24 protein-coding genes are annotated in these 20,999 nt (G+C 54.9%); 17 read left to right on the plus strand and 7 right to left on the minus strand.

Annotated elements, in window-relative coordinates; genetic code table 11:
• The first annotated feature begins 162 nt into the window (after window positions 1–162).
• The 14 genes from E8D52_13830 (at window position 163) to trpA (ending at window position 9,909) form a co-directional block, all read left to right on the plus strand.
• Window positions 163–807: a LysM peptidoglycan-binding domain-containing protein gene (locus E8D52_13830; GenBank protein TKB66766.1), complete on the plus strand. Its 645-nt coding sequence runs from the start codon at window positions 163–165 to the stop codon at window positions 805–807.
• 9 nt (window positions 808–816) lie between these two features.
• Window positions 817–2,313, plus strand: coding sequence for an anthranilate synthase component I (trpE, locus tag E8D52_13835; GenBank protein TKB66767.1), 1,497 nt, complete (start codon window positions 817–819; stop codon window positions 2,311–2,313).
• A gap of 82 nt (window positions 2,314–2,395) precedes the next feature.
• Window positions 2,396–2,959 (plus strand): aminodeoxychorismate/anthranilate synthase component II, encoded by a 564-nt coding sequence (locus tag E8D52_13840; GenBank protein TKB66768.1) that lies wholly within the window; start codon window positions 2,396–2,398, stop codon window positions 2,957–2,959.
• Between the two features lie 21 nt (window positions 2,960–2,980).
• On the plus strand, window positions 2,981–3,994 hold the full coding sequence (gene trpD / locus E8D52_13845; GenBank protein ID TKB66769.1) for an anthranilate phosphoribosyltransferase: 1,014 nt from the start codon (window positions 2,981–2,983) through the stop codon (window positions 3,992–3,994).
• Window positions 3,995–4,001: 7 nt separating this feature from the next.
• Complete coding sequence (gene trpC, locus E8D52_13850; GenBank protein TKB66770.1) at window positions 4,002–4,829, plus strand: indole-3-glycerol phosphate synthase TrpC; 828 nt, start codon at window positions 4,002–4,004, stop codon at window positions 4,827–4,829.
• Window positions 4,830–4,839: 10 nt separating this feature from the next.
• Window positions 4,840–5,469: a phosphoribosylanthranilate isomerase gene (locus tag E8D52_13855; GenBank protein TKB66771.1), complete on the plus strand. Its 630-nt coding sequence runs from the start codon at window positions 4,840–4,842 to the stop codon at window positions 5,467–5,469.
• A gap of 44 nt (window positions 5,470–5,513) precedes the next feature.
• Entirely contained in the window at window positions 5,514–6,707 is a 1,194-nt protein-coding gene (gene trpB, locus E8D52_13860; protein ID TKB66772.1) for a tryptophan synthase subunit beta, read from the plus strand.
• Window positions 6,704–7,507 (plus strand): tryptophan synthase subunit alpha, encoded by an 804-nt coding sequence (locus tag E8D52_13865; protein TKB66773.1) that lies wholly within the window; start codon window positions 6,704–6,706, stop codon window positions 7,505–7,507. The genes trpB and E8D52_13865 overlap by 4 nt, the downstream gene beginning before the upstream one ends.
• 209 nt (window positions 7,508–7,716) lie before the next feature.
• Complete coding sequence (locus tag E8D52_13870; protein ID TKB66774.1) at window positions 7,717–8,118, plus strand: type II toxin-antitoxin system RelE/ParE family toxin; 402 nt, start codon at window positions 7,717–7,719, stop codon at window positions 8,116–8,118.
• Window positions 8,108–8,425, plus strand: coding sequence for a helix-turn-helix transcriptional regulator (locus E8D52_13875; GenBank protein ID TKB66775.1), 318 nt, complete (start codon window positions 8,108–8,110; stop codon window positions 8,423–8,425). The genes E8D52_13870 and E8D52_13875 overlap by 11 nt, the downstream gene beginning before the upstream one ends.
• A gap of 64 nt (window positions 8,426–8,489) precedes the next feature.
• On the plus strand, window positions 8,490–8,726 hold the full coding sequence (locus E8D52_13880; GenBank protein ID TKB66776.1) for a CopG family transcriptional regulator: 237 nt from the start codon (window positions 8,490–8,492) through the stop codon (window positions 8,724–8,726).
• A gap of 163 nt (window positions 8,727–8,889) precedes the next feature.
• Window positions 8,890–9,120 (plus strand): type II toxin-antitoxin system Phd/YefM family antitoxin, encoded by a 231-nt coding sequence (locus E8D52_13885; protein ID TKB66777.1) that lies wholly within the window; start codon window positions 8,890–8,892, stop codon window positions 9,118–9,120.
• A complete protein-coding gene (locus tag E8D52_13890) occupies window positions 9,117–9,518 on the plus strand; it encodes a type II toxin-antitoxin system VapC family toxin (GenBank protein ID TKB66778.1) in 402 nt (133 codons plus the stop codon). Before E8D52_13885 ends, E8D52_13890 begins: the two co-directional genes overlap by 4 nt.
• 28 nt (window positions 9,519–9,546) lie before the next feature.
• On the plus strand, window positions 9,547–9,909 hold the full coding sequence (gene trpA, locus E8D52_13895) for a tryptophan synthase subunit alpha (protein ID TKB66779.1): 363 nt from the start codon (window positions 9,547–9,549) through the stop codon (window positions 9,907–9,909).
• 281 nt (window positions 9,910–10,190) lie between these two features.
• Here trpA and E8D52_13900 read toward each other — a convergent pair whose 3' ends face one another.
• Window positions 10,191–10,721, minus strand: coding sequence for a hypothetical protein (locus E8D52_13900; GenBank protein TKB66780.1), 531 nt, complete (start codon window positions 10,719–10,721; stop codon window positions 10,191–10,193).
• Between the two features lie 316 nt (window positions 10,722–11,037).
• On the opposite strand from E8D52_13900, the gene E8D52_13905 reads away from it, so the two are divergent.
• From E8D52_13905 to cydB, 3 genes are all read left to right on the plus strand, one after another.
• The gene (locus tag E8D52_13905) at window positions 11,038–11,895 is read left to right on the plus strand and encodes an addiction module toxin RelE (protein TKB66781.1); all 858 of its coding nucleotides are present in this window, start codon (window positions 11,038–11,040) and stop codon (window positions 11,893–11,895) included.
• A 293-nt stretch (window positions 11,896–12,188) separates the two neighbouring features.
• A complete protein-coding gene (locus tag E8D52_13910) occupies window positions 12,189–13,547 on the plus strand; it encodes a cytochrome ubiquinol oxidase subunit I (GenBank protein TKB66782.1) in 1,359 nt (452 codons plus the stop codon).
• A complete protein-coding gene (cydB, locus tag E8D52_13915) occupies window positions 13,547–14,584 on the plus strand; it encodes a cytochrome d ubiquinol oxidase subunit II (protein ID TKB66783.1) in 1,038 nt (345 codons plus the stop codon). The genes E8D52_13910 and cydB overlap by 1 nt, the downstream gene beginning before the upstream one ends.
• Before the next feature lie 287 nt (window positions 14,585–14,871).
• On the opposite strand, the gene E8D52_13920 is transcribed toward cydB, so the two are convergent.
• From E8D52_13920 to lysS, 6 genes are all read right to left on the minus strand, one after another.
• Window positions 14,872–15,405 (minus strand): hypothetical protein, encoded by a 534-nt coding sequence (locus tag E8D52_13920; GenBank protein ID TKB66784.1) that lies wholly within the window; start codon window positions 15,403–15,405, stop codon window positions 14,872–14,874.
• A 182-nt stretch (window positions 15,406–15,587) separates the two neighbouring features.
• Window positions 15,588–16,160 carry a hypothetical protein gene (locus E8D52_13925; protein ID TKB66785.1) on the minus strand — a complete coding sequence of 191 codons (573 nt, stop codon included), beginning with the start codon at window positions 16,158–16,160 and terminating at the stop codon, window positions 15,588–15,590.
• Between the two features lie 48 nt (window positions 16,161–16,208).
• Window positions 16,209–17,354, minus strand: a complete 1,146-nt coding sequence (locus E8D52_13930) for a hypothetical protein (protein ID TKB66786.1) — start codon at window positions 17,352–17,354, stop codon at window positions 16,209–16,211.
• A gap of 117 nt (window positions 17,355–17,471) precedes the next feature.
• Window positions 17,472–18,137: an ABC transporter ATP-binding protein gene (locus E8D52_13935; GenBank protein ID TKB66787.1), complete on the minus strand. Its 666-nt coding sequence runs from the start codon at window positions 18,135–18,137 to the stop codon at window positions 17,472–17,474.
• Between the two features lie 99 nt (window positions 18,138–18,236).
• Window positions 18,237–19,514 carry a lipoprotein-releasing ABC transporter permease subunit gene (locus E8D52_13940; GenBank protein TKB66788.1) on the minus strand — a complete coding sequence of 426 codons (1,278 nt, stop codon included), beginning with the start codon at window positions 19,512–19,514 and terminating at the stop codon, window positions 18,237–18,239.
• Window positions 19,511–20,998, minus strand: a complete 1,488-nt coding sequence (gene lysS, locus E8D52_13945; GenBank protein TKB66789.1) for a lysine--tRNA ligase — start codon at window positions 20,996–20,998, stop codon at window positions 19,511–19,513. The genes E8D52_13940 and lysS overlap by 4 nt, the downstream gene beginning before the upstream one ends.
• Window position 20,999: the final 1 nt, after the last annotated feature.

Below are 20,999 nucleotides of genomic sequence, written 5' to 3' on the forward strand. Positions count from 1 at the left end.
GAGGAGAGAGAGGCCTGAACCGTACTGACCGTAGCATAAGGGTGCGGAAACGGTCAAACCCGATGGGCCTGGCCCGCTTTGACTTTCGCATCAGTGGCCACTATTCTAAGTGTCGCTTCAGCAGGTCTGAAGTTGGCAGAGAGCCTGGGTAAAGGAGGATATATGCAGAAGGGAGAGCAGCAGGTCTGTGAGCGAATCCAGAAGATTATTTCATTAGGAATACTGCTCTGTGGTGGGTGGTTGGTCAGTGGGTGTGTGGTATTAGAGGAAAAACACAACGCGGAAAAAGCGCGAAGCCTGAATTTTCAGCGCCTCCTGGCACAGGAAGAGAAACGGACAGCAGAGCTGGACAGTGAAGTCAGGCACGTCAAGGCCGAACTGTCTGAATTTGAAGCGAGGAATCGCGAGCTATCTGCACAAGTGCAGGTGGCACGTGAGCAGATGGGGCGTCTTCAAGAGGAGGCAGAAGCAATCAGGGAAGCGACGGTGCTGGAACGAAAAGCCTTGGAGGATATGCAGAGAAAGGGCCAGGCCCCTCTAGCCAAACCGAAAAAAGCCGAATTGCCGAAAGCTGTTTCCGGCGGTCACAGCGGTGGTCATCTTTCAGACAAAGGCATGGCGGCTCTGACTGAGCCGGCTTCTCCGATGAAGGTCACACCGGGGATGGTGCATGTGGTCAAAGCGGGGGAAACGCTCTATAGCATTAGCAGGCGGTATGGCGTTGAGGTCGATAAGTTGAAGAAGTCGAATAAATTGCCGGATGACATCGTTGAGATCGGACAGAAGATCCTGGTGGGGGCAGAGTAAGCGAACGACATGCGGGCAGCGACCTATTCACTCACTCTGGATGAGTTTCGCTCATACGCAAAGCAGGGCAATCTCATTCCGTTATTCCGTGAAATCTTGGCGGACCACGATACGCCGGTCTCGGCCTTTGCCAAGATCGATCATGGGCCCTCAGCCTATTTATTGGAGAGTATTCAAGGGGGAGAAAAGTGGGCCAGATATTCCTTTCTTGGAAGCGGGTCTCCGCTCGTCATCTACGAGGATCGTGGCGATCTGTGTGTGAAGAAGGGTTCGGATTGCCGGCGAATCCCTAGCCGAGGCGCGCCACTGGACCGTCTGCGTGAAATCATGGAGACCTACCGCCCCGTCACGGTTCCGGATCTGCCTCCTTTTGTCGGTGGAGCGGTCGGGTACCTCGGCTACGACATCGTGCAGACGTTCGAGGATCTTCCCTCTCGCAAGAAGGAACACCTCGATGTTCCGGACTTTGCATTTGTATTGACTGAGACGCTGCTCATTTTCGACAACGTCTCGCAGAAGATCAAGGTTGTGGCCAATGCACAGGTAAAGTCCCAGTCGGAACGAGACATTCGTTCGGCCTATCGTGAGGCAACAGGCAGGATCGAAGCGATGATTGCCAGAATCCGTCGACCGCTTCGACCTGTCAAGCCGAGGCGTCGGCGAACGCCGATTCGTTTCACAGTCAACATGAGCAAGGCGAAATTTGAGAAGATCGTGTCTCGTGCGCAGGACTACATCAGGGCTGGCGATATCTTTCAGTGTGTCTTGTCGCAACGATGGGAAACAAATCTCCAGGCTCCCCCGTTTCAGCTCTATCGGGCCCTGCGCCTCGTGAATCCATCGCCCTACATGTATTACATCAGAATTGCGGGGGTTGAACTGGTCGGCTCGTCTCCTGAAATTCTTGTACGATGTGAGGATGGGGTGGTCTCGGTACGCCCGATTGCCGGCACCAGACGGCGTGGCGCAACGATGGATGAGGACGTGGAATTGGAACGCCGTCTTCTTGCTGATGCGAAGGAACGGGCCGAGCACATTATGCTGGTGGATCTTGGACGCAATGATGTCGGTCGTGTGGCTGAACAGGGGTCCGTCCACGTCGAGTCGTTGATGAATGTTGAACGGTACTCGCACGTCATGCATATGGTCTCCAATGTCACCGGTACGCTGTGCCCGGACAAGACGGTGTATGATGTGCTGAAGGCCTGCTTTCCCGCTGGTACCGTGTCCGGCGCACCAAAAATCAGGGCGATGGAAATCATCGAGGAACTTGAGCCGACCAGACGCGGCCCCTATGCCGGTGCCGTCGGCTACATCAGCTTTTCAGGGAATATGGATATGTGCATCAATATCCGCACGGTTGTGGTCTCGCGCCGTCGAGCCTTCATTCAGGCCGGGGCGGGCATCGTCGCTGACTCGAACCCGGAACATGAGTATGAGGAAACCTGCAACAAATCCCGCGCCATGATGAAGGCGATTGAACTGGCGGAACAGGGGCTGGAATAGGGAATGGTCACTGGTCGGTAGTTCATCGAACGGGTGCGGATGCGTATCGACTCAAGACTCATGACGATTGATAGGTCTCAGTATGCTACTCGTCATCGATAACTACGACTCCTTCACGTACAACCTCGTTCAGTATCTCGGGGAATTGGGTGAGGATGTGCAGGTCTATCGAAACGACCAGATCACGCTCGACCAGATTGAGGACTTACATCCAAGCCGTCTTGTGATTTCACCGGGACCGTGCACACCACGGGAAGCCGGTATTTCAGTCGACGCGATCCGTCGGTTTGGGGGGAAGTTGCCCATTCTTGGTGTCTGTTTGGGGCATCAGTCGATGGCTGTTGCCTATGGAGGAGAAGTCATCCGCGCTCCCCGCTTGATGCATGGGAAGACGTCACAGATCAAACACGACGGCAAGACCATCTTTCAGTCGTTACCCAACCCCTTTGTAGCGACGCGCTATCATTCTCTGATCGTCAATCGAGGCAATCTTCCGGAATGTTGTGAAATTTCTGCTGAAACGGTCGAGGGCGAGATTATGGGAATCCGCCACAAAACACTGGGTGTCGAAGGGGTCCAATTCCATCCAGAATCGATTCTGACGACCGTTGGGAAAGATCTACTACGCAACTTCTTAACGCTCTAGTCTTCCCTGATCTGTGTGGCCATGATCAAAGACGCGCTCGCCAAATTAGCCGACCGAACTGATCTATCCGCGCAAGAGGCCGAAATGGTCATGCTGGAGATCATGGATGGGGCTGCGACCTCGGCTCAGATGGCTGCCTATCTCATGGGACTCAGGCAAAAAGGTGAAACGGTCGAGGAAGTTGTTGGTTCGGTACGCGCCATGCGGGAACGAGCAACCCGAATCAGAGTCGGGTCGTCGATTGTTGTTGATACCTGCGGAACGGGTGGGGATGGGGCTGATACATTTAATATTTCCACGACCGCAGCATTCGTGGTCGCTGGGGCCGGCATTACCGTGGCCAAGCATGGGAATCGCTCAGTATCATCCAGATCCGGTAGTGCGGATGTGCTGAGCATGCTCGGTGTAAAAATTGACCTCGAGCCGAGCCGTGTGGCCGACTGTATCGACGAAGTGGGCATCGGGTTCTTGTTTGCGCCGCTCTACCACGGCGCGATGAAGCAGTGTGCCGGGGTTCGACAGGAAATGGGAATCCGGACCATTCTGAACGTGCTTGGCCCATTAGCCAATCCAGCCGGTGCCACGCATCAAGTGCTGGGGGTCTATGATGCCAAGTGGACAGATATCCTCGGGCGTGTCCTCCTGGAGCTAGGATCGCAACATTGTTTCGTGATTCATGGTCTGGATGGCTTGGACGAGATCACCTTGTCGGACCGAACGAGAGTCGCCGAGGGAAAGAGTGGTGTCGTGTCGAGTTACTTTATCGCGCCGGAGGAGTTCGAGGTTCGGCGTGTAGCGCGAAAAGAATTCGTCGGTGGCTCACCGGAGGAAAATGCACGGGTCACGAAAGAGATTCTGCAGGGCCGGAAGGGGGCGAGGCGGGACATCGTGTGCCTGAATGCCGCTCCCGCGATGGTTGTCGGTCAAAAAGCGAAAACGCTCACAGACGGATTCCGTCTTGCACAACAGACGATCGACTCCGGCGCCGCCTCCGAGAAGCTGGATCGGCTCATTGCGTTCACCAAGACAGCGTGAGTGATTCATGATTCTCGATCGTATTCTTGAGCACAAGCGAGCGGAACTCAGGCACAAACAGAGCCGTTCCTATCTGGCCGACCTCAAGGCGGCGATTCGAGATGCCCCGCCGGTTCTTGGGTTTGCCGTCACTCTGGATGCCACACGGTCTCCCACCGCCCCAGCCTTGATCGCGGAAATCAAGAAAGCGTCGCCGAGCCTTGGGCTTTTGCGAGAAGATTTTTCAGACAAGTTTGATTATCTCGGGCTTGCGCGCATTTACCAGGAGCATGGAGCAGCGGCCCTGTCCGTCTTGACCGACAAGGAGTTTTTTCAAGGCGACCTTCGGTATCTTGCAGAGATCAAGCGCGCACTTCCGATCCCGGCGCTCAATAAGGAATTCATGGTCGGGGACATTCAGTTTTATGAGGCGCGGGCCCACGGCGCCGATGCCGTCTTGCTGATTGTGGCGGCGTTGGAGCGACGGCAACTGATGGACTTCCACGCCTTGGCTACTGAACTTGGGATGGATAGCCTGTTTGAAACACACCATGAGCGAGAACTGGATACGGTATTGGAATGGATTCCTACGGCACGGATGATCGGGATCAACAATCGAGACCTAAAAACGTTCACAACTGATCTCAATGTCACGTTTCGTCTGGCAAAACGGATTCCGTCCGATAAGTTGATCATCAGCGAAAGCGGGATTCATAAGCGAGAGGACGTGACAAAGCTAAACGACGCTGGTGTACACGCCATGTTGATCGGAGAGTCGCTCATTCGTGCCGAGCACACAGGGGACAAAGTCCGAGAGTTACTCGGCCTGGCTGCTCGCGGTGAAGGGGCCGCCTAAATCATTCAGTATGAAGATTAAAATCTGCGGGATTACCAATGTCGAAGACGCGACCGTTGCAGTCGAGGCCGGTGCGGATGCGTTGGGGTTTGTCATGTACCGCAAAAGCCCACGTTGGGTAGAGCCGACAGTCGTGAGATCCATCATAGCCGGTCTTCCGCCGTTTGTGTTCCCGGTGGGGGTGTTTGTCAACGAAGAGGCCGACAGGGTTCGCGCACTTATGGATGAATGTGGCTTTGCCTTGGCTCAACTTCATGGAGATGAATCATCCCTCTATTGCCACAATCTTGGCCGTCCAGCGCTGAAGGCCCTTCGATTCAAGGATCGTGGTACCTTTCTCGCCCTGGCAGAATTCCAAGGGCGTGCCAATGTGCGAGGGTTTCTCATCGATGCATTTTCGGACCAGGCCTATGGTGGGACCGGGAAGACGGTTGACTGGACCTTAGCGCAGGATGCCGCTCGCTCGACACCCATCATCTTGGCAGGAGGACTCACGCCGATGAATGTGGCTGAGGCAATTGCTCAGGTTCGTCCCTACGGAGTGGATGTGAGCAGTGGGGTGGAGCAGAGTCCCGGCAAGAAAGATCCGGACAAAGTGAAGGCGTTTATTCAAGCAGCCAGGCTTGTTCCAGTCGAATAAGCACGATTATACTGCTATCGATTTATTCAGGAGGATACGTTCACATGTCGATGCTCCCAGATAGCCATGGCCGATTCGGACCCTATGGGGGTCGCTATGTGCCGGAAACCCTCATGCCGGCGCTCCTCGAATTGGAAGCGGAGTATGTCAAGGCGAAGAAGGACCGTCGATTTCAAGCAGACCTTGCCTACTACCTCAAGCAGTATGTCGGGCGTCCAACGAGTCTCTATCGTGCGGATCGGCTGACCAAGAAGTTGGGCGGCGCAAAGATTTATCTGAAACGGGAAGACCTGTGCCACACCGGCGCACATAAGATCAACAATGCCATCGGCCAAGTGTTGCTGGCCATGCGCATGAAAAAGCGGCGAATCATTGCTGAGACTGGAGCTGGTCAGCATGGTGTCGCCACCGCAACGGCAGCTGCGATGTTTGGCCTGGAATGTGAAGTCTACATGGGCACAGAGGATATGCAACGCCAGGCATTGAATGTCTTTCGCATGCGATTACTCGGTGCGAAAGTAACTGGTGTTGATGCCGGCAGCCGGACTTTGAAAGATGCCATTAGTGAAGCGATGCGCGACTGGACCACGAACGTTCGCACGACCCATTACATTCTTGGGTCAGTTCTCGGAGCGCATCCCTATCCGATGATGATCCGCGATTTTCAGGCGATCATTGGAAAAGAGGCGCGGAAACAAATCCTGGCTGCGGAGGGGAAGTTACCAGATTATCTCGTGGCCTGTGTCGGGGGCGGGAGCAATTCCATCGGGCTGTTTCATGCATTCCTCCGCGACTCCAAGGTTAAGATGGTCGGCGTGGAAGCCGGAGGGAGTGGGATTGTGAGTGGCAAACATGCGGCGCGGTTTTCCGGCGGGAAACCGGGCGTCTTGCAAGGGACCATGACCTACCTGCTTCAAGATGAAAATGGGCAGATCAATCTGACTCATTCCGTATCAGCCGGGTTGGACTATGCGGCAGTTGGGCCGGAGCACAGTCTCTATCATGACCAGGGCCGGATCGACTACACCTACGCGACGGATACTGAGGCAATGACCGCCTTTGATCTACTGGCTCGCGAAGAAGGGATCGTGCCTGCGTTGGAAAGCGCCCATGCCATTGCGCATGTCATTAAACTGGCCCCGAAGCTGAAAAAGTCACAGCTCATCATCGCCAACCTTTCTGGTCGTGGCGACAAAGACGTGCAGCAGGTCGCGAAGATGCGAGGGGTGGAGCTATGAGCGGACGACTGGAAACCACATTTCAGCGATTGCGTGACAAGAGAGAGAAAGCCCTCATTGCCTATCTGATGGCAGGGGATCCTGGATTGGCTGAAACAGAACAGTTGGTCGTGGCGTTAGAACAGGCCGGCGCTGACATCATTGAATTAGGGGTGCCCTTTTCCGATCCGATTGCCGACGGGCCGGTCATTCAGCAGGCCGCTGAGCGGGCTTTGAAGAACGGGACTTCGCTTCGGAAAATCTTGGATTCGGTGAAGTCACTGAGGCAGCGCACAGAGATCCCGATCGTCTTGATGCTGTACTACAACTCCATCCACGCCATGGGCTGTGAGGAGTTTTGCAAGGCTGCAGGCGCTGTCGGAGTGGATGGACTGATTGTGCCGGATATGCCCCCGGATGAAGCGGGACCGCTCAAAGGCCCGGCGGATGCAGCCGGACTGCCGCTCATTTTCCTGCTCGCGCCAACCAGCACACCCAACCGGCGAAAACTTGTGGCGAGAGAGTCGCATGGATTCGTCTACTATGTCTCGCTGACGGGCATTACCGGGTCGAAGTTGAGCAACGTGAGCGACGTCCAAGACAATGTCAAAAAAATCAGGAAGGTTTCCACTGCACCAGTGGCCGTCGGGTTCGGAGTGGCGACGCCGGAGGATGCGGCGCGGGTGTCGAAGGTGGCGGATGGGGTGATTGTCGGCAGCGCCATCGTGCAATGTATCGCGTCCCATCAACAAGATCCCAAGATGGTCAGCCATGTTGCCGAGTTTGTTCGGTCGTTGAAAATGGCCATGGCCACAGGCTAGTCGTACGGCCACATATTATTCGATGACTGAACCGTCGCACATCATTTCTTTCGCAAGTCGTTCACTCTTGTAGCAGTTTCCACATGTAAACATCTCTTCAGGACTCAGCCAGATCAGAAAACACTGACCATCTGTGTTGCAGTATTCGTCCCATCGACTTCTGCTTGTTACCATAATAGCATATATGCTATTATTTAACGAGAGAGAAAATGACGCCACCGTTACGCAAGTCACCATTAACCCGGTTGGTCTATGATGGCACGGTCTTCCGAATAGAGTTTTACGTTGCTCCCAATGGCATCATTCCGGCAGAAGACTGGCTCGAACAGCTTCCTCTTGCGGCCCAGCAGAAGTTCGCGGCTCTGTTTGCGCGTATGGGGGACACCGGGAAGATCTGGAACGAGCGCAAGTTTAAGCATCTCACCGAGACGGATCAGCTCTTCGAATTCAAAGTCGAAGCTGATCGTGTCCTCTGCTTCTTTTTCGTGGGCCGGCGGCTGATTTTGACGCATGGATTCAAAAAGACCGGCGACAGAACACCGAAACAAGAAATCGACCGAGCCGATACGTATAAGAAAGACTTTGAAAGGAGAGGGCGACATGAAAGCTAAGGTTGTGGGAAGGGACAAAGGATGGCTGAACAGGAAGCTGGCGAATTCCAATTTTCGCAAAGGATTTGAGGAAGAGTTGCGGAAGCTGGCTATTGGCGAGCAACTCGCTCGACTGCGTCAAGAGGCAGGATTGACCCAATCGCAAGTGGCAAAGCGGACCGGCACCACCGCGTCGGCGATCAGCCGATACGAGAGTGCGGATTACGACCGCTATGAACTCCGCACACTGCAAAAAATTGCCGCGGCCTGTGGCGGCCGGCTTGAGATTTCCTTGGAGCGTGGGCCAAGCACTCATCGAGCTGCATAGTGGAGAATGTTGATCCTTAAACATCCAATTGGAAACAACTGCAACCTATTCGTTCGTGACGTCCATGCATGCCAAGCACCTCGAGAAGATGTTTGATGAGGGGAAAGATATGACGCCTCATCTTGCTCTCTCCAAGGCGCGCCGCCCTGGGCATGAACAGAGACGCGTGAACATCGATTTTCCAAGTTGGATCATCGAATCATTGGATGCACAAGCAAGCCGTCTTGGCGTCACGAGGCAATCCGTGATCAACCTGTGGATCGCCGAGCGATTGAAGGAAGAGCAGAGGAAGGCGAGTTGACCATCTGTTTCCGTCTCTTCGCAAGCCAATACATATGACAGACCCAACTCCTCTGCCTCCCTAAGGGGTTGTCCGTATTCAAACATGATCGGCGTGGCACAGGATTCGACATTATGCTAGGATGACCATGTCAGTGGTCAGATTTAAATTAGAGAGGTCTCGCATGCAAACTGTCAATGCGTCAACATTCAAGGCCAAATGTCTTGCCCTAATGGATGAAGTGGCACGTACCGGCAAGCCGCTGTTGGTCACGAAGAATGGGAAGCCGATTGCCGAACTTCGGCCCCATCTCGGGAAGCGACCACAGTCGCCTTTCGGCGTGCACAAGGGGTTGGTTGAGATTAAGGGTGACATCGTCTCGCCGATCGATGTGGAATGGGAAGCGCTCAAATGATTCTGCTGGATACCCATGCTCTGGTGTGGATGGATACCGATGCCTCTGATTTGGGCCGCACCGCTCGCCACCTTATCAAGCAGGCGTGGAGAGTTCAGCAACTTGCTGTCAGCGCCGTCAGCTTCTGGGAGTGCGCCATGCTGCACGCGCGAGGACGCATCACACTTCCTGAATCGCCCGCAGCCTGGCGCGCAGATTGGCTGCAAGCTGGCCTGATAGAGTGGCCGATCGACGGCGCCATCGCCATCCTCGCTGCAGATCTGGCGTCGCTTCACAAGGATCCCGCGGATCGCTTCATTGCCGCGACTGCTATCGTGCATCGCGCAGCACTGATCACTGCGGACGAACGCCTCCTTGAATGGCAACACCCTGTGAAGCGGCACCACGCAGGTCGATAAGCCCGGAGGCCCGGCGGATGCAGCCGGACTGCCGCTCATTTTCCTGCTGGCGCCGACCAGCACACCCAGCCGGCGAAAACTTGTGGCGCGAGAGTCGCAAGGATTCGTCTACTATGTCTCGCTGACGGGCATTACCGGCTCCAAGTTGAGCAACGTCGGCGACGTTCAAGACAATGTCAAAAAACTCCGGAAGGTCTCCACCTCCCCAGTGGCCGTCGGGTTTGGCGTAGCGACGCCGGAGGATGCAGCGCGGGTGTCGAAGATGGCGGACGGGGTCATCGTCGGCAGCGCCATTGTGAAACGCATTGCGTCCCACCAACAAGATCCCAAGATGGTCGGCCACGTTGCCGAGTTCGTCCGATCGTTGAAAGCTGCGATGGCGCCAGCCTAGCCAACTACCAGGGGTAGGCCTCAAGCCGGCACGGGATGTTGATACAAGAAACAAGATCTGACCCCAGGACGTGTCGAGTCTGTTGGGGCTGGGCAAGTTCTGTATGGAAACATGGCGTTGTGGTTGAAGGTGCCCACGAGTTCTAAGATGGTGGTTGACGCACAGAATAAGATCTGACCATAGTCTTTCATAACTTACCACTTGTGAAACGGGGGGGAATGGGTTAGCCGAAAGCAGCACCGTAAAGTGATGCTTTCGGCCATGTATGAGTTGGAGAGAGGTTATGAACGCTTCCTGTTTGCCAGCACCCCAATACCAACGAGACCTGGCACGAATAGCAATATGGCAGCAGGCAAAGGAACTGGGGCCAGGGTGGCTGACCAATTATTGCTCGCAGTAATTGCTGTGCCACTCCACGAACCGTTAACAATTTCCGTTCCTGACCCCGCCAAGGTCGCGAAGTAATTGGCGAGACCTAAGCCGATTGAGGGATGCACGATTTCAAAGCCGGATAATTTAAGATCTTGATTGGAAAATAAGGTGCCCGTGAAATTCTCACGCCCGAATTGTCCTCCGCTCCCGACCCAGTTGAAATACCCGCTCAGGGAAAAATCTTGTCCTTGGACTGTCTGTTGTTCAAATACCAGGGTAGACCCATCCCAGCGGTTTCCACCATTATCAATGCCTTTAACCAACCAGGTACCGGCTGTTAGATCGGCGTTAATGAGCGCAGCATGTGTCCCTTGAGGAGTTATGCTCAAAAAAACAATTGAGAGCAAGAAAAGTGCGACAACAATATGTTTCTTCGTCATGCGATTCGCAGCTCCTTATATGTAATTTGATATACAAAGGCGGATAGGATTAAATTATACGTAGATGTATTGATATCCGTCAAGATGCCCTCGCCTGTACGAGGACAGACTGAACTATGCCTGCGACGGTAACCTCAATCCGGCTGGTTTTCCCTAAGAAATGTATTTTCAAGGGCGGTTTCAAGTTCCAAGTGCAACGGGTGAAGGGGAGGGGAGTTCCGCATAAACTTCCAGGGGCGTCGCAAAGTTAAGACATTTTCGTGAATATGGGGTCAGATCTTGTTTCTTGTATGGCTGGTAGGCTAGACTTCCCAGCATGGCTCGACCACTCCGTATCGAATTCCCCGGAGCTCTCTATCATGTCACTGTCAGGGGCAATGCTCGGCAGGACATTTTCCTGGATGACGAGGATCGGCAGCAGTTTCTCGGCGTGCTCGCGCGCGTTGTTTCCCGCTTTCATCTTCTGCTCCATGCCTACTGTCTGATGGATAATCACTTCCATCTGGTGGTGGAAACGCCGGAGGGCAATCTCTCCAAAGCCATGCGCCAGCTCAATGGGGTCTACACGCAAGCCTTCAATCGTCGCCATCAGCGGGTTGGCCATGTTCTGCAAGGCCGCTTTAAAGCTATTGTCGTAGATCGAGACAGCTATCTGCTGGAGCTTTGCCGCTACGTTGTGCTGAATCCAGTGCGGGCCAAGACCACCCGCAAAGCCGACACCTATCCGTGGTCCAGCTATCGTGCAACCGTCGGGCTCACCCCCAGGCCTCCATATCTGACAATCGACTGGCTGCTGTCTCAATTTAGTCTGCAGCGTACAGCTGCTCAACGGAAGTACCAGGCGTTTGTGGCTGAGGGAATTGGCCAGGGCTCACCGTGGGAGAAGCTGCGAGGTCAAGTGCTGCTTGGGAGTGAGCGGTTTGTTGAATGGCTGGCACCCGGACTACGAGACAAGCGCCTCTTGAGGGAGATTCCCCGGCGACAACGGTTTGCAGCGAGGCCGACGCTGGGCCAGCTGTTTGGAGCCAGGACTCGGGCCGACCGAGTACGGCGGAATGAATCCATTCGACGGGCACATCTGGACCACGGCTATAGTCTCACGGAGATCGGTCGTGCCGTGGGCTTGCACTATGCGACGATCAGCCGCATTGCGAATCCTCCAGATGCTGGTTGATGCACACGATCAGAGCTGTGTCCAACGTGCTCCATGAGACTCCCCCTCGATTTTCATAAGAGACGTCCTCATTGTAGTCTTGTGAGGCTCTCGCCCCGTCCTTCGTAATGGTAGTCTGAAACGCCATGCGCTGATGGTCGAGAAATACCATCTTCTGATTCCGTGCACTGAAACTGCCACTCGAATATCTCTCGCTAACTTTTCTCGCAATGCTTTGGTCATTTTGGTTTTGTTGTTACAGTAACGAAATTGCGAGATCCGGTGTGCGCTCTTTCTAGGATTAATCTACAGTCATGAACAGTGCGCTCCTCTACGATCGGCTTCAATTCGCCTTTACTGCCACCTTCCACTACCTCTTTCCGCAGTTGACGATGGGGCTGGCCTTGCTGTTGCTCTACTTGCGCAGCCGGGTATTGCTCACTGGCGATGAACATTATGAGGAAGTGGCTGACTTTTGGACGAAGATCTTTGCCCTCAATTTTGGCTTCGGTGTCGTCACTGGGATTCCGCTGGAATTTCAGTTCGGGACGAACTGGGCTCGGTTTTCCAACTATGCGGGAGGCGTAATCGGGCAAACGCTGGCCATGGAGGGGATCTTCGCTTTTTTCCTGGAATCTTCGTTTCTCGGTATCCTGCTGTTTCGAAAGCGATTCAGTCGACGGGTGCAATGGTTTGCCACGCTCATGCTCTTTCTCGGTACCTGGTTGTCGGGCTATTTCATCTTGGCCACGAATGCCTGGATGCAGCACCCCGTTGCCTATCAGGTAGCAGCTGACGGTCGGGTGTTCGTCACCAGCCTGAGCGGGCTGCTGACGAACCCGTGGCTCTTTTGGCAATTCGCGCACACCATGACGGCGACGGTTGTCACGGCGTCCTGTGTAGTTGCTGCGATCGGCGCGTATTACTTGTTATGCGGTCAGTATCTGCCCCATGCAAAAACGTTTCTCCGCACCGGCGTCGTCGCCGGCGCGATCGCGTCCGGACTGATGATTTTCCCGACCGGGCACGGCAACGCCGACCAGGTGTTCAAATATCAACCAGTCAAGGGGGCGGCATTTGAGGGGCTCTTCACGACGGAGCGAGAGGCCGGTCTCTATCTGATTGGGCAACCCAATCTTGAAACGATGACCATCGACAACCCGATTGAGATTCCCGGAGCACTCAGTATTCTTGTGTACAGAGACCTCTATGCCAAAGTAAAAGGGCTCGATGCGTTTCCTCGCGACGAGTGGCCGGATAATATTCCGCTTCTCTATTATGCCTATCATGTTATGGCTGGATTGGGGACGATTATCGTCACTCTCTTTGGCGTGGCCCTCCTCGCTTTGTGGCGGGGCTGGCTGTTTAATATGAAGTGGCTGCTGTGGTGGCTGATGTTGTGTGCCCCGTTCCCATACATTGCCACGTCTGCTGGGTGGATGACCGCCGAGCTGGGGCGGCAACCCTGGCTGGTGTATGGCCTCTTGCGTACATCGCAGGGCACTTCGCCGCTCGTGCATTCGGGGAATGCCCTCTTCACCTTGATTGGGTTTTTGGGGTTGTATCTGCTCCTTGGCTTGCTGTTTGTCTTACTCATCAGCAAACTCATTCGACAGGGGCCTGCCTCGACCGACGTGCCGGCAATGTCCGCTCATCATGGAGCAGGCGCGTAATGGAAATGGCGTGGTTCGTCATTGTTACCGTGATGCTGGCCATGTATGTGGTTTTGGATGGCTTTGATTTCGGCGTCGGCATGGTCTATCCGTTCGTTGCTCATACTGAAGCGGATCGGCAAACGGTGCGTGCCTCAATCGGTCCGGTGTGGAACGCGAATGAGGTGTGGTTGATCGCGGCCGGCGGCGTGCTGTTTTTCGCCTATCCTAAGGCCTACGCGGCTGGATTCAGCGGCTTCTATCTCGCGCTCATCCTTGTCTTGTGGCTGCTCATCTTTCGCGGCCTGGCGTTGGAACTGCGCGCACAGGTCGACCATGTGCTGTGGCGGCAGGCATGGGATACAGCCTTTACGACCTCCAGTGTGCTCCTGGCAATGGTCTTCGGCACGGCGCTGGGCAATTTAATTCGTGGGGTGCCTCTCAATCGAGAGGGGTATTTCTTCGTTCCGCTCTGGACTGACTTTCAGCCTGGAGCGGCGCCAGGGATTCTTGATTGGTTCACCATCCTGCTGGGACTGAGCTGTGCGGTGATTCTGGCGTTCCATGGAGCCAACTACCTTGTCATGAAAACCGAAGGCCTCCTGTATCAACGGGCCATCTCGGCCGCCCGGATCCTCGGGTGGATGTCGGCAGGGTATACCGTATTGACCGTGATGGCTGTGCCTCTGGTTCAGCCTAGCTTGGCTCTCAACTTTTCCAGGAATCCCGTGGTGTACCTTGCACCCTTGATTGGCGTCATCGCGTTGGGATACAGCTTGTATTTCAGAATCCGTGGGCGTGACACGTCTGCGTTTCTTGCTTCCAGTCTGTTTATCTTTCTGATGCTTGTCAGTGTGATGTTTGGCATGTATCCGAACATCTTGGTCTCAACGACTGACCAAGCGCTCAGTCTTACTGTGCATAATGCGGCTACCGATTCCTATGGGTTAACCGCTGGGATTAGCTGGTTTATAGGTGGGTTCCTGCTTATGTTGATCTACCAGATCTATCTCTATTCCCAGTTTTATGGAAAGACTCGGTCAGATGACGGGCATTGATTGCGCGGCACGTTCCGTCCCGCGCACGTGTTATAGGAATAGGGGCAGATCTTGCTCTCAGGAGTAAGCGGTTTGTCGAAGGGCTGGCCACGGCTATAGTCTCTCAGCGATCAGCCGTTCCGTGGGATTGCATTCTGCGACCATCAGCCGTCTTGCGTCTCCCCCAGACAGTGGTTGACATGCACAACCAGGTTTGACTCTCGATCTTTTTCTTCTTGTGTGTTCTCAGGAATGAGTTCGAACCACGAGAAAGGATCTGAGCCAAGGCTTGAGACCGGTCCACATGGTTATTCGCGATCCGGTCCTGTTGAGCGAGGGGGCCCGTCTCGATGCGCCTGACGGTCGATTTGTAGGTCTCCCCGATCATGGTGCATCTTGCGTTGATTTGTTTTGTCCTTATGGCGGCTTCCCCGACGATGCTGACGATCGGCCTGCAGCTCTCGTCGATCAGGTGAGAGATTCAGGCGGTCGTGACGCAGGTGTTGGCGATCTTGATGAGGTTGTCCGGCATTAGCCGGGGCTCGTTCCTCCTGTCGAAGTTGTGGCCCGTCTCGACGAAGCACGTCTTTGTCCTGCCGGAGATCCTGACGGTCCCTCCGGGTATCCTGTGTATTGCGAGGGAGGTCGCGGTGCTCATCACTCAACTCGCGATGATCTCTAGGAAGATTCGGCTTACTTTGCGGTATCTCGCGCCATGGGTGTCGGGGTTCCGGGGCGCCCTTACTAAATTCCGTCTCGGGGAAGACGGCCTGGGCTGAGATCGATCCGCTAGTGAGCAGTGCCATCGCCATACTCACCTGCATGACTTTTCGGTACCTCATGGTCGCTCCCTCTCATTCGATCGTGACCTGCTTCTTGATGTGCTCCCGATCCTGGTAACTATAACGATTGCCTTCTGGCTTGTCGTGGTCGGTGACAGAGTCAGATGGATTGGCCAGTAAGGCCAATCCAAAGTGCGGGAATTCTCATCTCAGGTGTTTGGTTGCTGGTAGAGTAGTGGGGATCAGCGCTTAGTCTGGGGAGGCATGTACTTGATCATCTCGTCGGCGAGTTCTTTTGCGATTTCTTTCAGACTTGGCTTAATGAACATATAGCTGTTTGAACGTTCATGGCGCGCTTTCCAGACCGTGGTACCGGTTGTGGCGTCGATCAGACGGAGGCTGAGCCCCACTCGCCCGACATTATCTCCTTCCTTTCGTACATATTCCCAGGAGTTGACGCGTACCACCAAGAAGGAGTCCACGCTGAGCGCTTTCCCGAGCTTGATGGCCGAATCCTTATCGGATTGGCCGGTCATCTCCAAGCGGGAGAAGTAAAACACAAGCGAGTCGAACGCTTCTTTCGAGGCCTGGAAGATATCGGTCACATTTTCGGGCGAGACGACCCGTTCAATATTTCCCTGTCGATTCAGGGCGATGGCCAAGACTTCTTGAATGTCTTCCCGAGCGCTGTCGTATTGGCTGGCCATCGGCGGCAATACCGCGATGGTCTGGGGTCGAAAGACCTTTGCGCCTGGGCCTTCCCACACTTCCTGTAAGCCACCGCAGCCTCCGAGCAGCGCGACGAGTGCCATCATGGATACGATGTGGACAGATGATCGAGACAGCATAGGTCTAGTATACCATTAGAATGTGAATGAAATAGAAGCGGAAACCAGGGCACCCTTTTCACGGAAGTCATACCCTCCTCCGGCATCGGCGCGAAAATTAAACCATCGGATGCCCAGCCCTGCCGTGGGGACAAAGGGAGTGGAGGCATCCTGCATGTTCTTAAAGGTACCGACTCTAAACGACAGAAATTCAGACAAGATTGTTTGTTCGAGTCCTAAGCTCAGGAGCTGGTTCTTCACTCCCGGGACGAAGGTCTTGTTCGAGGTCGCATCGACATCAGCCGACAACGTGAGAGAAGAGTACGGATTGATGGCGAGGCCGAATCGGACTTGTGGCTCCAGCGTTAACTTGCCTCCACCGGCGGCATCGAAGGTCGGCTTGTTAATGTCCTTGGCGACGACGGCAAATCTCGCCCACGAAGATGGACGATAGATCGCTCCCAGGTCAATGCCATAGGTCGTGGAGATGTTCGGCTTGCCGAAATGATCAGTCGTGCTGACACCGCTTCCACCAGTAAGGTCCGTAGAACCGTTGTATGCGGCGCCCTGGATGACTTTCGCGGTGATCCCGATTGCAAAGGTCTTGTCGGAAAAGGCGTAGGCATAGGAAAAGGCCAGCTGTCTGGCTTCAAGACCGCGCAGCGCCATCTGGCCTGCCACGGTGATGGGAGTCCCCGGCCCGCCCGGCTGGGAAGCTTGTACTGGGGTTGAAACGAACCCACCGCCGGTTGCCACGTCAGACACGTTGAATCCGAACGCATGTTCGCCAAGGTGCCCTTTCACATAGAGACCGGCCGATCCGTTGACTGAGACAGTGGCACCTGGTCGATTGATTCGGTCAGCGATACTCTGACCTCTCGCCAAATTGTCGGGCGAGGTATCGCTGGTCGTGAAGTTCTCCAGATCATGAAGCGCATCGCCCAGGCCGCGGCGATCGATCGCCAATCCTCCCCCCTGGACGCGGATATCAACCGTCTGGGTCATGGCTAAGCCGGCGGGGTTCCAGTAGGTAGCGAGGGCATTGGTCGTCACGGCGACTCCAGCGCCTCCCATCCCCATTGCGCGAGGGCCCACAATCACAAATTCGGCTGTCGAGCCGTAAGAAGGCCAGGCTGAGGCCAGCAGCAGAATGGCCATTCGGAGCCATGGCGAGCAGCGCATGTCAGGTCCTCGAATCAATCAGCGGTCTTGCGAGTCTAGAGAAGGAATGATTGTTCGTCAAGAAATCACGGTCTGTTCACCCGTTAGGAAAACGCGCGGGTGAGGCGGTGCGAGGGATCACGAAACGATTTGGCCATCCCGCATATGAATAATGCGGTCAGATTGAGCGGAGAGTTTGTCGTTATGGGTCACGATCACGAACGTGGTTCCACGCGTTGTGTTCAAGCTGCGCATCAATCCAAATAATCCGTCCCCGCTGCGCGTGTCAAGGTTGCCGGTTGGCTCATCGGCCAAGACCAAGTCAGGTTTTTGTATTAATGCACGCGCCATGGCGACACGTTGTTGCTCGCCGCCCGAGAGTTCTCCTGGCTTGTGATGCAGGCGATCCCCTAATCCGACTTCCGTGAGGAGGGCTGTTGCCTCAGCCTTGACGGAAGCGAGTTCGCGACGTTGCACGAGGGCCGGCATGCAGGCATTTTCCAACGCGGTGAACTCGGCAAGGAGATGATGAAATTGAAACACGAACCCGATCCGCCGATTTCGGAACTCCGCTTGTTGAGGATCCGTCATGTGAAAGAGGTCCTGCCCATCAAACGTGACCGTCCCGCTGGTCGGTTTATCAAGGGTCCCAATAATATGGAGCAACGTGCTTTTGCCGGCTCCTGAGGCTCCTATGATTGCCACCAGCTCGCCGCGCTGAATTTCAAGGTTCACTTCCTTGAGGACTGGCAGTTCATAGGACCCCATCGAGAAAGATTTATGGAGATTGGTGACTTTAATCATGTTCAATGATGAGCAGTAAGGACTGAAGGACTGAGGCTAGGCATATTGGGATGAGACGTACGACTCATCCCTTGGCCATCGATTCTCAGTCCTAAGAATCTATTCATACCGCAACGCGGCAACCGGTTCCAGCTTCGCGGCCTGATTGGCAGGATAGACCGTCGCCAAAAAGCTGATCAGGATGGCGGAGCCGGCCACAAGAAGCACGTCCTCGGCCAGCACATGAACCGGAATGCTCGAGATGTAGTACACACTTGGGTCGAATGTCCAAAACGTTTGAATCAGCCAGAGAAAGGCGTAGCCCAAGGGAATGCCGATGGCTGTCCCAGCAAATCCGATGATCAATCCATTCAGCATGAAAATGCGTCGGATACTGCGTTTTGTCGCACCCATGGCTTTGAGGATGGCGATTTCTTTCTGCTTCTCCGTCACGATCATCGTCAAGGTGCTGACGATGTTGAATGAGGCCACGATCGTGATCAAGACAAGCAAGAGAAACATCATCGTCTTCTCCAGCTTCAGGGCCGAGAAGAGGTTGCGATTCATCTGCATCCAATCTCTGGCTCCATGGCTGAATCCCAGCTCCTGTTCGATCGTGTGAGCGATCTCTCCGGCGCGGAACACATCCGTAACCTTGACTTCGATTCCCGTCACGCTCGTGCCCAGGTTGAAAAATTTCTGAGCCTCGCCGAGTTCAATATAGGCAAACGACGAATCGTATTCAAACATTCCTGAATGGAACAGGGCGACTACGGCGAAGGTTCGGATCTTGGGAACCATCCCCATCGCGCTAATCGGGCCGACGGGAGAGACCACGTTGACCGTATCGCCGACAAACACCCCTAGTCTCAGCGCCAGCTCTTTGCCGAGAATGATGCCCGGTTTTTCAACGGCGCGGAGGTCGCCTTGAGGGTCATCGGCTGGGGCCTGCATCACTTTGATTGGGGTGACCAGGTCGAGCAGCTGTCCTGCCGTGATGTTCTTGGCGAGTTCGGTGACATTGGCTTCTCGTTTCGGGTCGATTCCCCGTAGGATGATTCCCTGTACCCCGCTCTGCGCGGTGAGGAGCACTTGGCGGAACACAAATGGCGTGGCTGCAATGACGTCGGGGACCGTCTGGATCTTATCGGTCAGACGGTCATAGTCGGTCATGTGCTCTTTCATTCGTTCTTGGACGATGATATGAGCGGTGGTGCCAAGAATCTTGCTCTGAATGTCTTCCCGGAAGCCGGTCATGATGCCGACTGTCCCAATCAGCGCTGCCACCCCCAGCGTAATCCCAGCAACTGACACGAACGTATTCAGCGAGATGGTCCGGTTGCGACGCTTGGCGCGCAGGTAGCGGAGTCCAACAAAGATTTCGTAGGGGAGCGTCACGAGGATTTCTCTGGTCTGAGCTGGGGGAAGAGAACCACATCGCGGATAGAGGCTTGATCAGTAAACAGCATGATCAGTCGGTCGATCCCGATCCCTTCTCCGGCAGTTGGGGGCATCCCGAATTCAAGGGCGCGGAGAAAGTCTTCGTCGACGAGATGGGCTTCTTCATCACCCGCTGCATGCTGAGCTGCCTGGCTTTCAAATCGCTCACGCTGGTCCAGCGGATCGTTCAACTCGGAAAAGGCATTCGCAATTTCTCGCCCGGCAATGTAGAGCTCGAATCGGTCTGTCAGGGACGGATCCGCATCCTTCCGTCTGGCGAGCGGAGAAATCTCGATTGGGTAATCGGTAATAAAGGTGGGTTGTTGTAAATGAGGCTCGACGGTTTCCTCAAAAATCCCGTTGACGATCGTGAACAACGAGGCCTTCGGATCCACCGGCACATTCAGGCGCTGAGCGGCCGCCAATGCTTTCTCTCGATCGTGGAGGACAGAGGGATCGAGATTGTTCACCTCTCGGATGGCTTGATGGTACGACCAGCGACGCCACGGGGGTGTGAGGACAATTTCTTTCCCCTGGTACTGGATAGTGGTCGTACCCAGTATTTGTTGGGCTAGGCTCGAAACCAGTTCTTCAGTGAGCGCGATCAGGTCGTGATAATCCGCGTACGAGACGTAGAACTCCAGCATCGTGAATTCAGGGTTGTGGATCGTCGAGATGCCTTCATTCCGAAAGTTGCGATTGATCTCAAACACGCGCGGGAATCCGCCGACGATGAGGCGCTTCAAATACAACTCCGGCGCGATACGCAAGTAGAGCTCAATGCCGAGGGCGTTGTGGTGTGTGACAAAGGGCTTGGCCGCCGCTCCTCCGGGAATGGGGTGCATCATGGGTGTTTCGACCTCAAGAAACCCTCGCTCAATGAGAAAGGTTCTGATGCCGGCGATGATGCGGCTTCTGGTCGAAAAGATCTGATGGACCTGAGGATTGGCGATCAGATCGACATAGCGCTGCCGATATCGGGTTTCGACATCCGTTAAGCCGTGCCACTTTTCCGGGAGCGGGCGAAGCGCTTTACTGAGAAAGGTCAGGTGATGGACCTCGACCGTGAACTCATTCGTCTTTGTGCGGAACAACGTTCCCGTGACGCCGATCCAGTCGCCGAGATCGAGCTGCTCGACGATGGTGTAGGCTTGTTCGGAGAGAAGATCTTTTTTGAGGTACACCTGGAGGCGGTCGGACCCGTCTTGCAGGACGGCAAATCCGGCCTTTCCGAAACGGCGTAGGGCGACGACTCGTCCCGCAAGTGTGCACGAGACCTTCTCCTGCTCTAACGTCTCCTTGGTCTTCTCACCATGCAGCGTGAGTAATTGTCCGGCCCGATCCTTGACCTCGAAGCGACTGCCGTATGGAGCGACGCCGGCCTCTCGAAGGAGCTGGAGTTTCTTGATCCGTTGTTGCCGCTGTTCGTTCAGTTCGTCCATA

The sequence above is a fragment of the Nitrospira sp. genome (assembly GCA_005116745.1).
Classification (GTDB): domain Bacteria; phylum Nitrospirota; class Nitrospiria; order Nitrospirales; family Nitrospiraceae; genus Nitrospira_D.

Coding starts and splice junctions, on each gene's coding strand:
- E8D52_13930 (TKB66786.1), bottom strand. CDS start 17,354: ATGCGCTGCTCGCCATGGCTCCGAATGGCCATTCTGCTGCTGGCCTCA.
- E8D52_13885 (TKB66777.1), top strand. CDS start 8,890: ATGCAAACTGTCAATGCGTCAACATTCAAGGCCAAATGTCTTGCCCTA.
- E8D52_13855 (TKB66771.1), top strand. CDS start 4,840: ATGAAGATTAAAATCTGCGGGATTACCAATGTCGAAGACGCGACCGTT.
- E8D52_13865 (TKB66773.1), top strand. CDS start 6,704: ATGAGCGGACGACTGGAAACCACATTTCAGCGATTGCGTGACAAGAGA.
- trpC (TKB66770.1), top strand. CDS start 4,002: ATGATTCTCGATCGTATTCTTGAGCACAAGCGAGCGGAACTCAGGCAC.
- E8D52_13840 (TKB66768.1), top strand. CDS start 2,396: ATGCTACTCGTCATCGATAACTACGACTCCTTCACGTACAACCTCGTT.
- trpB (TKB66772.1), top strand. CDS start 5,514: ATGTCGATGCTCCCAGATAGCCATGGCCGATTCGGACCCTATGGGGGT.
- E8D52_13905 (TKB66781.1), top strand. CDS start 11,038: ATGGCTCGACCACTCCGTATCGAATTCCCCGGAGCTCTCTATCATGTC.
- trpD (TKB66769.1), top strand. CDS start 2,981: ATGATCAAAGACGCGCTCGCCAAATTAGCCGACCGAACTGATCTATCC.
- lysS (TKB66789.1), bottom strand. CDS start 20,998: ATGGACGAACTGAACGAACAGCGGCAACAACGGATCAAGAAACTCCAG.
- E8D52_13830 (TKB66766.1), top strand. CDS start 163: ATGCAGAAGGGAGAGCAGCAGGTCTGTGAGCGAATCCAGAAGATTATT.
- E8D52_13900 (TKB66780.1), bottom strand. CDS start 10,721: ATGACGAAGAAACATATTGTTGTCGCACTTTTCTTGCTCTCAATTGTT.
- E8D52_13870 (TKB66774.1), top strand. CDS start 7,717: ATGACGCCACCGTTACGCAAGTCACCATTAACCCGGTTGGTCTATGAT.
- E8D52_13875 (TKB66775.1), top strand. CDS start 8,108: ATGAAAGCTAAGGTTGTGGGAAGGGACAAAGGATGGCTGAACAGGAAG.
- E8D52_13935 (TKB66787.1), bottom strand. CDS start 18,137: ATGATTAAAGTCACCAATCTCCATAAATCTTTCTCGATGGGGTCCTAT.
- E8D52_13925 (TKB66785.1), bottom strand. CDS start 16,160: ATGATGGCACTCGTCGCGCTGCTCGGAGGCTGCGGTGGCTTACAGGAA.
- E8D52_13920 (TKB66784.1), bottom strand. CDS start 15,405: ATGAGGTACCGAAAAGTCATGCAGGTGAGTATGGCGATGGCACTGCTC.
- E8D52_13880 (TKB66776.1), top strand. CDS start 8,490: ATGCATGCCAAGCACCTCGAGAAGATGTTTGATGAGGGGAAAGATATG.
- E8D52_13910 (TKB66782.1), top strand. CDS start 12,189: ATGAACAGTGCGCTCCTCTACGATCGGCTTCAATTCGCCTTTACTGCC.
- trpE (TKB66767.1), top strand. CDS start 817: ATGCGGGCAGCGACCTATTCACTCACTCTGGATGAGTTTCGCTCATAC.
- E8D52_13890 (TKB66778.1), top strand. CDS start 9,117: ATGATTCTGCTGGATACCCATGCTCTGGTGTGGATGGATACCGATGCC.
- cydB (TKB66783.1), top strand. CDS start 13,547: ATGGAAATGGCGTGGTTCGTCATTGTTACCGTGATGCTGGCCATGTAT.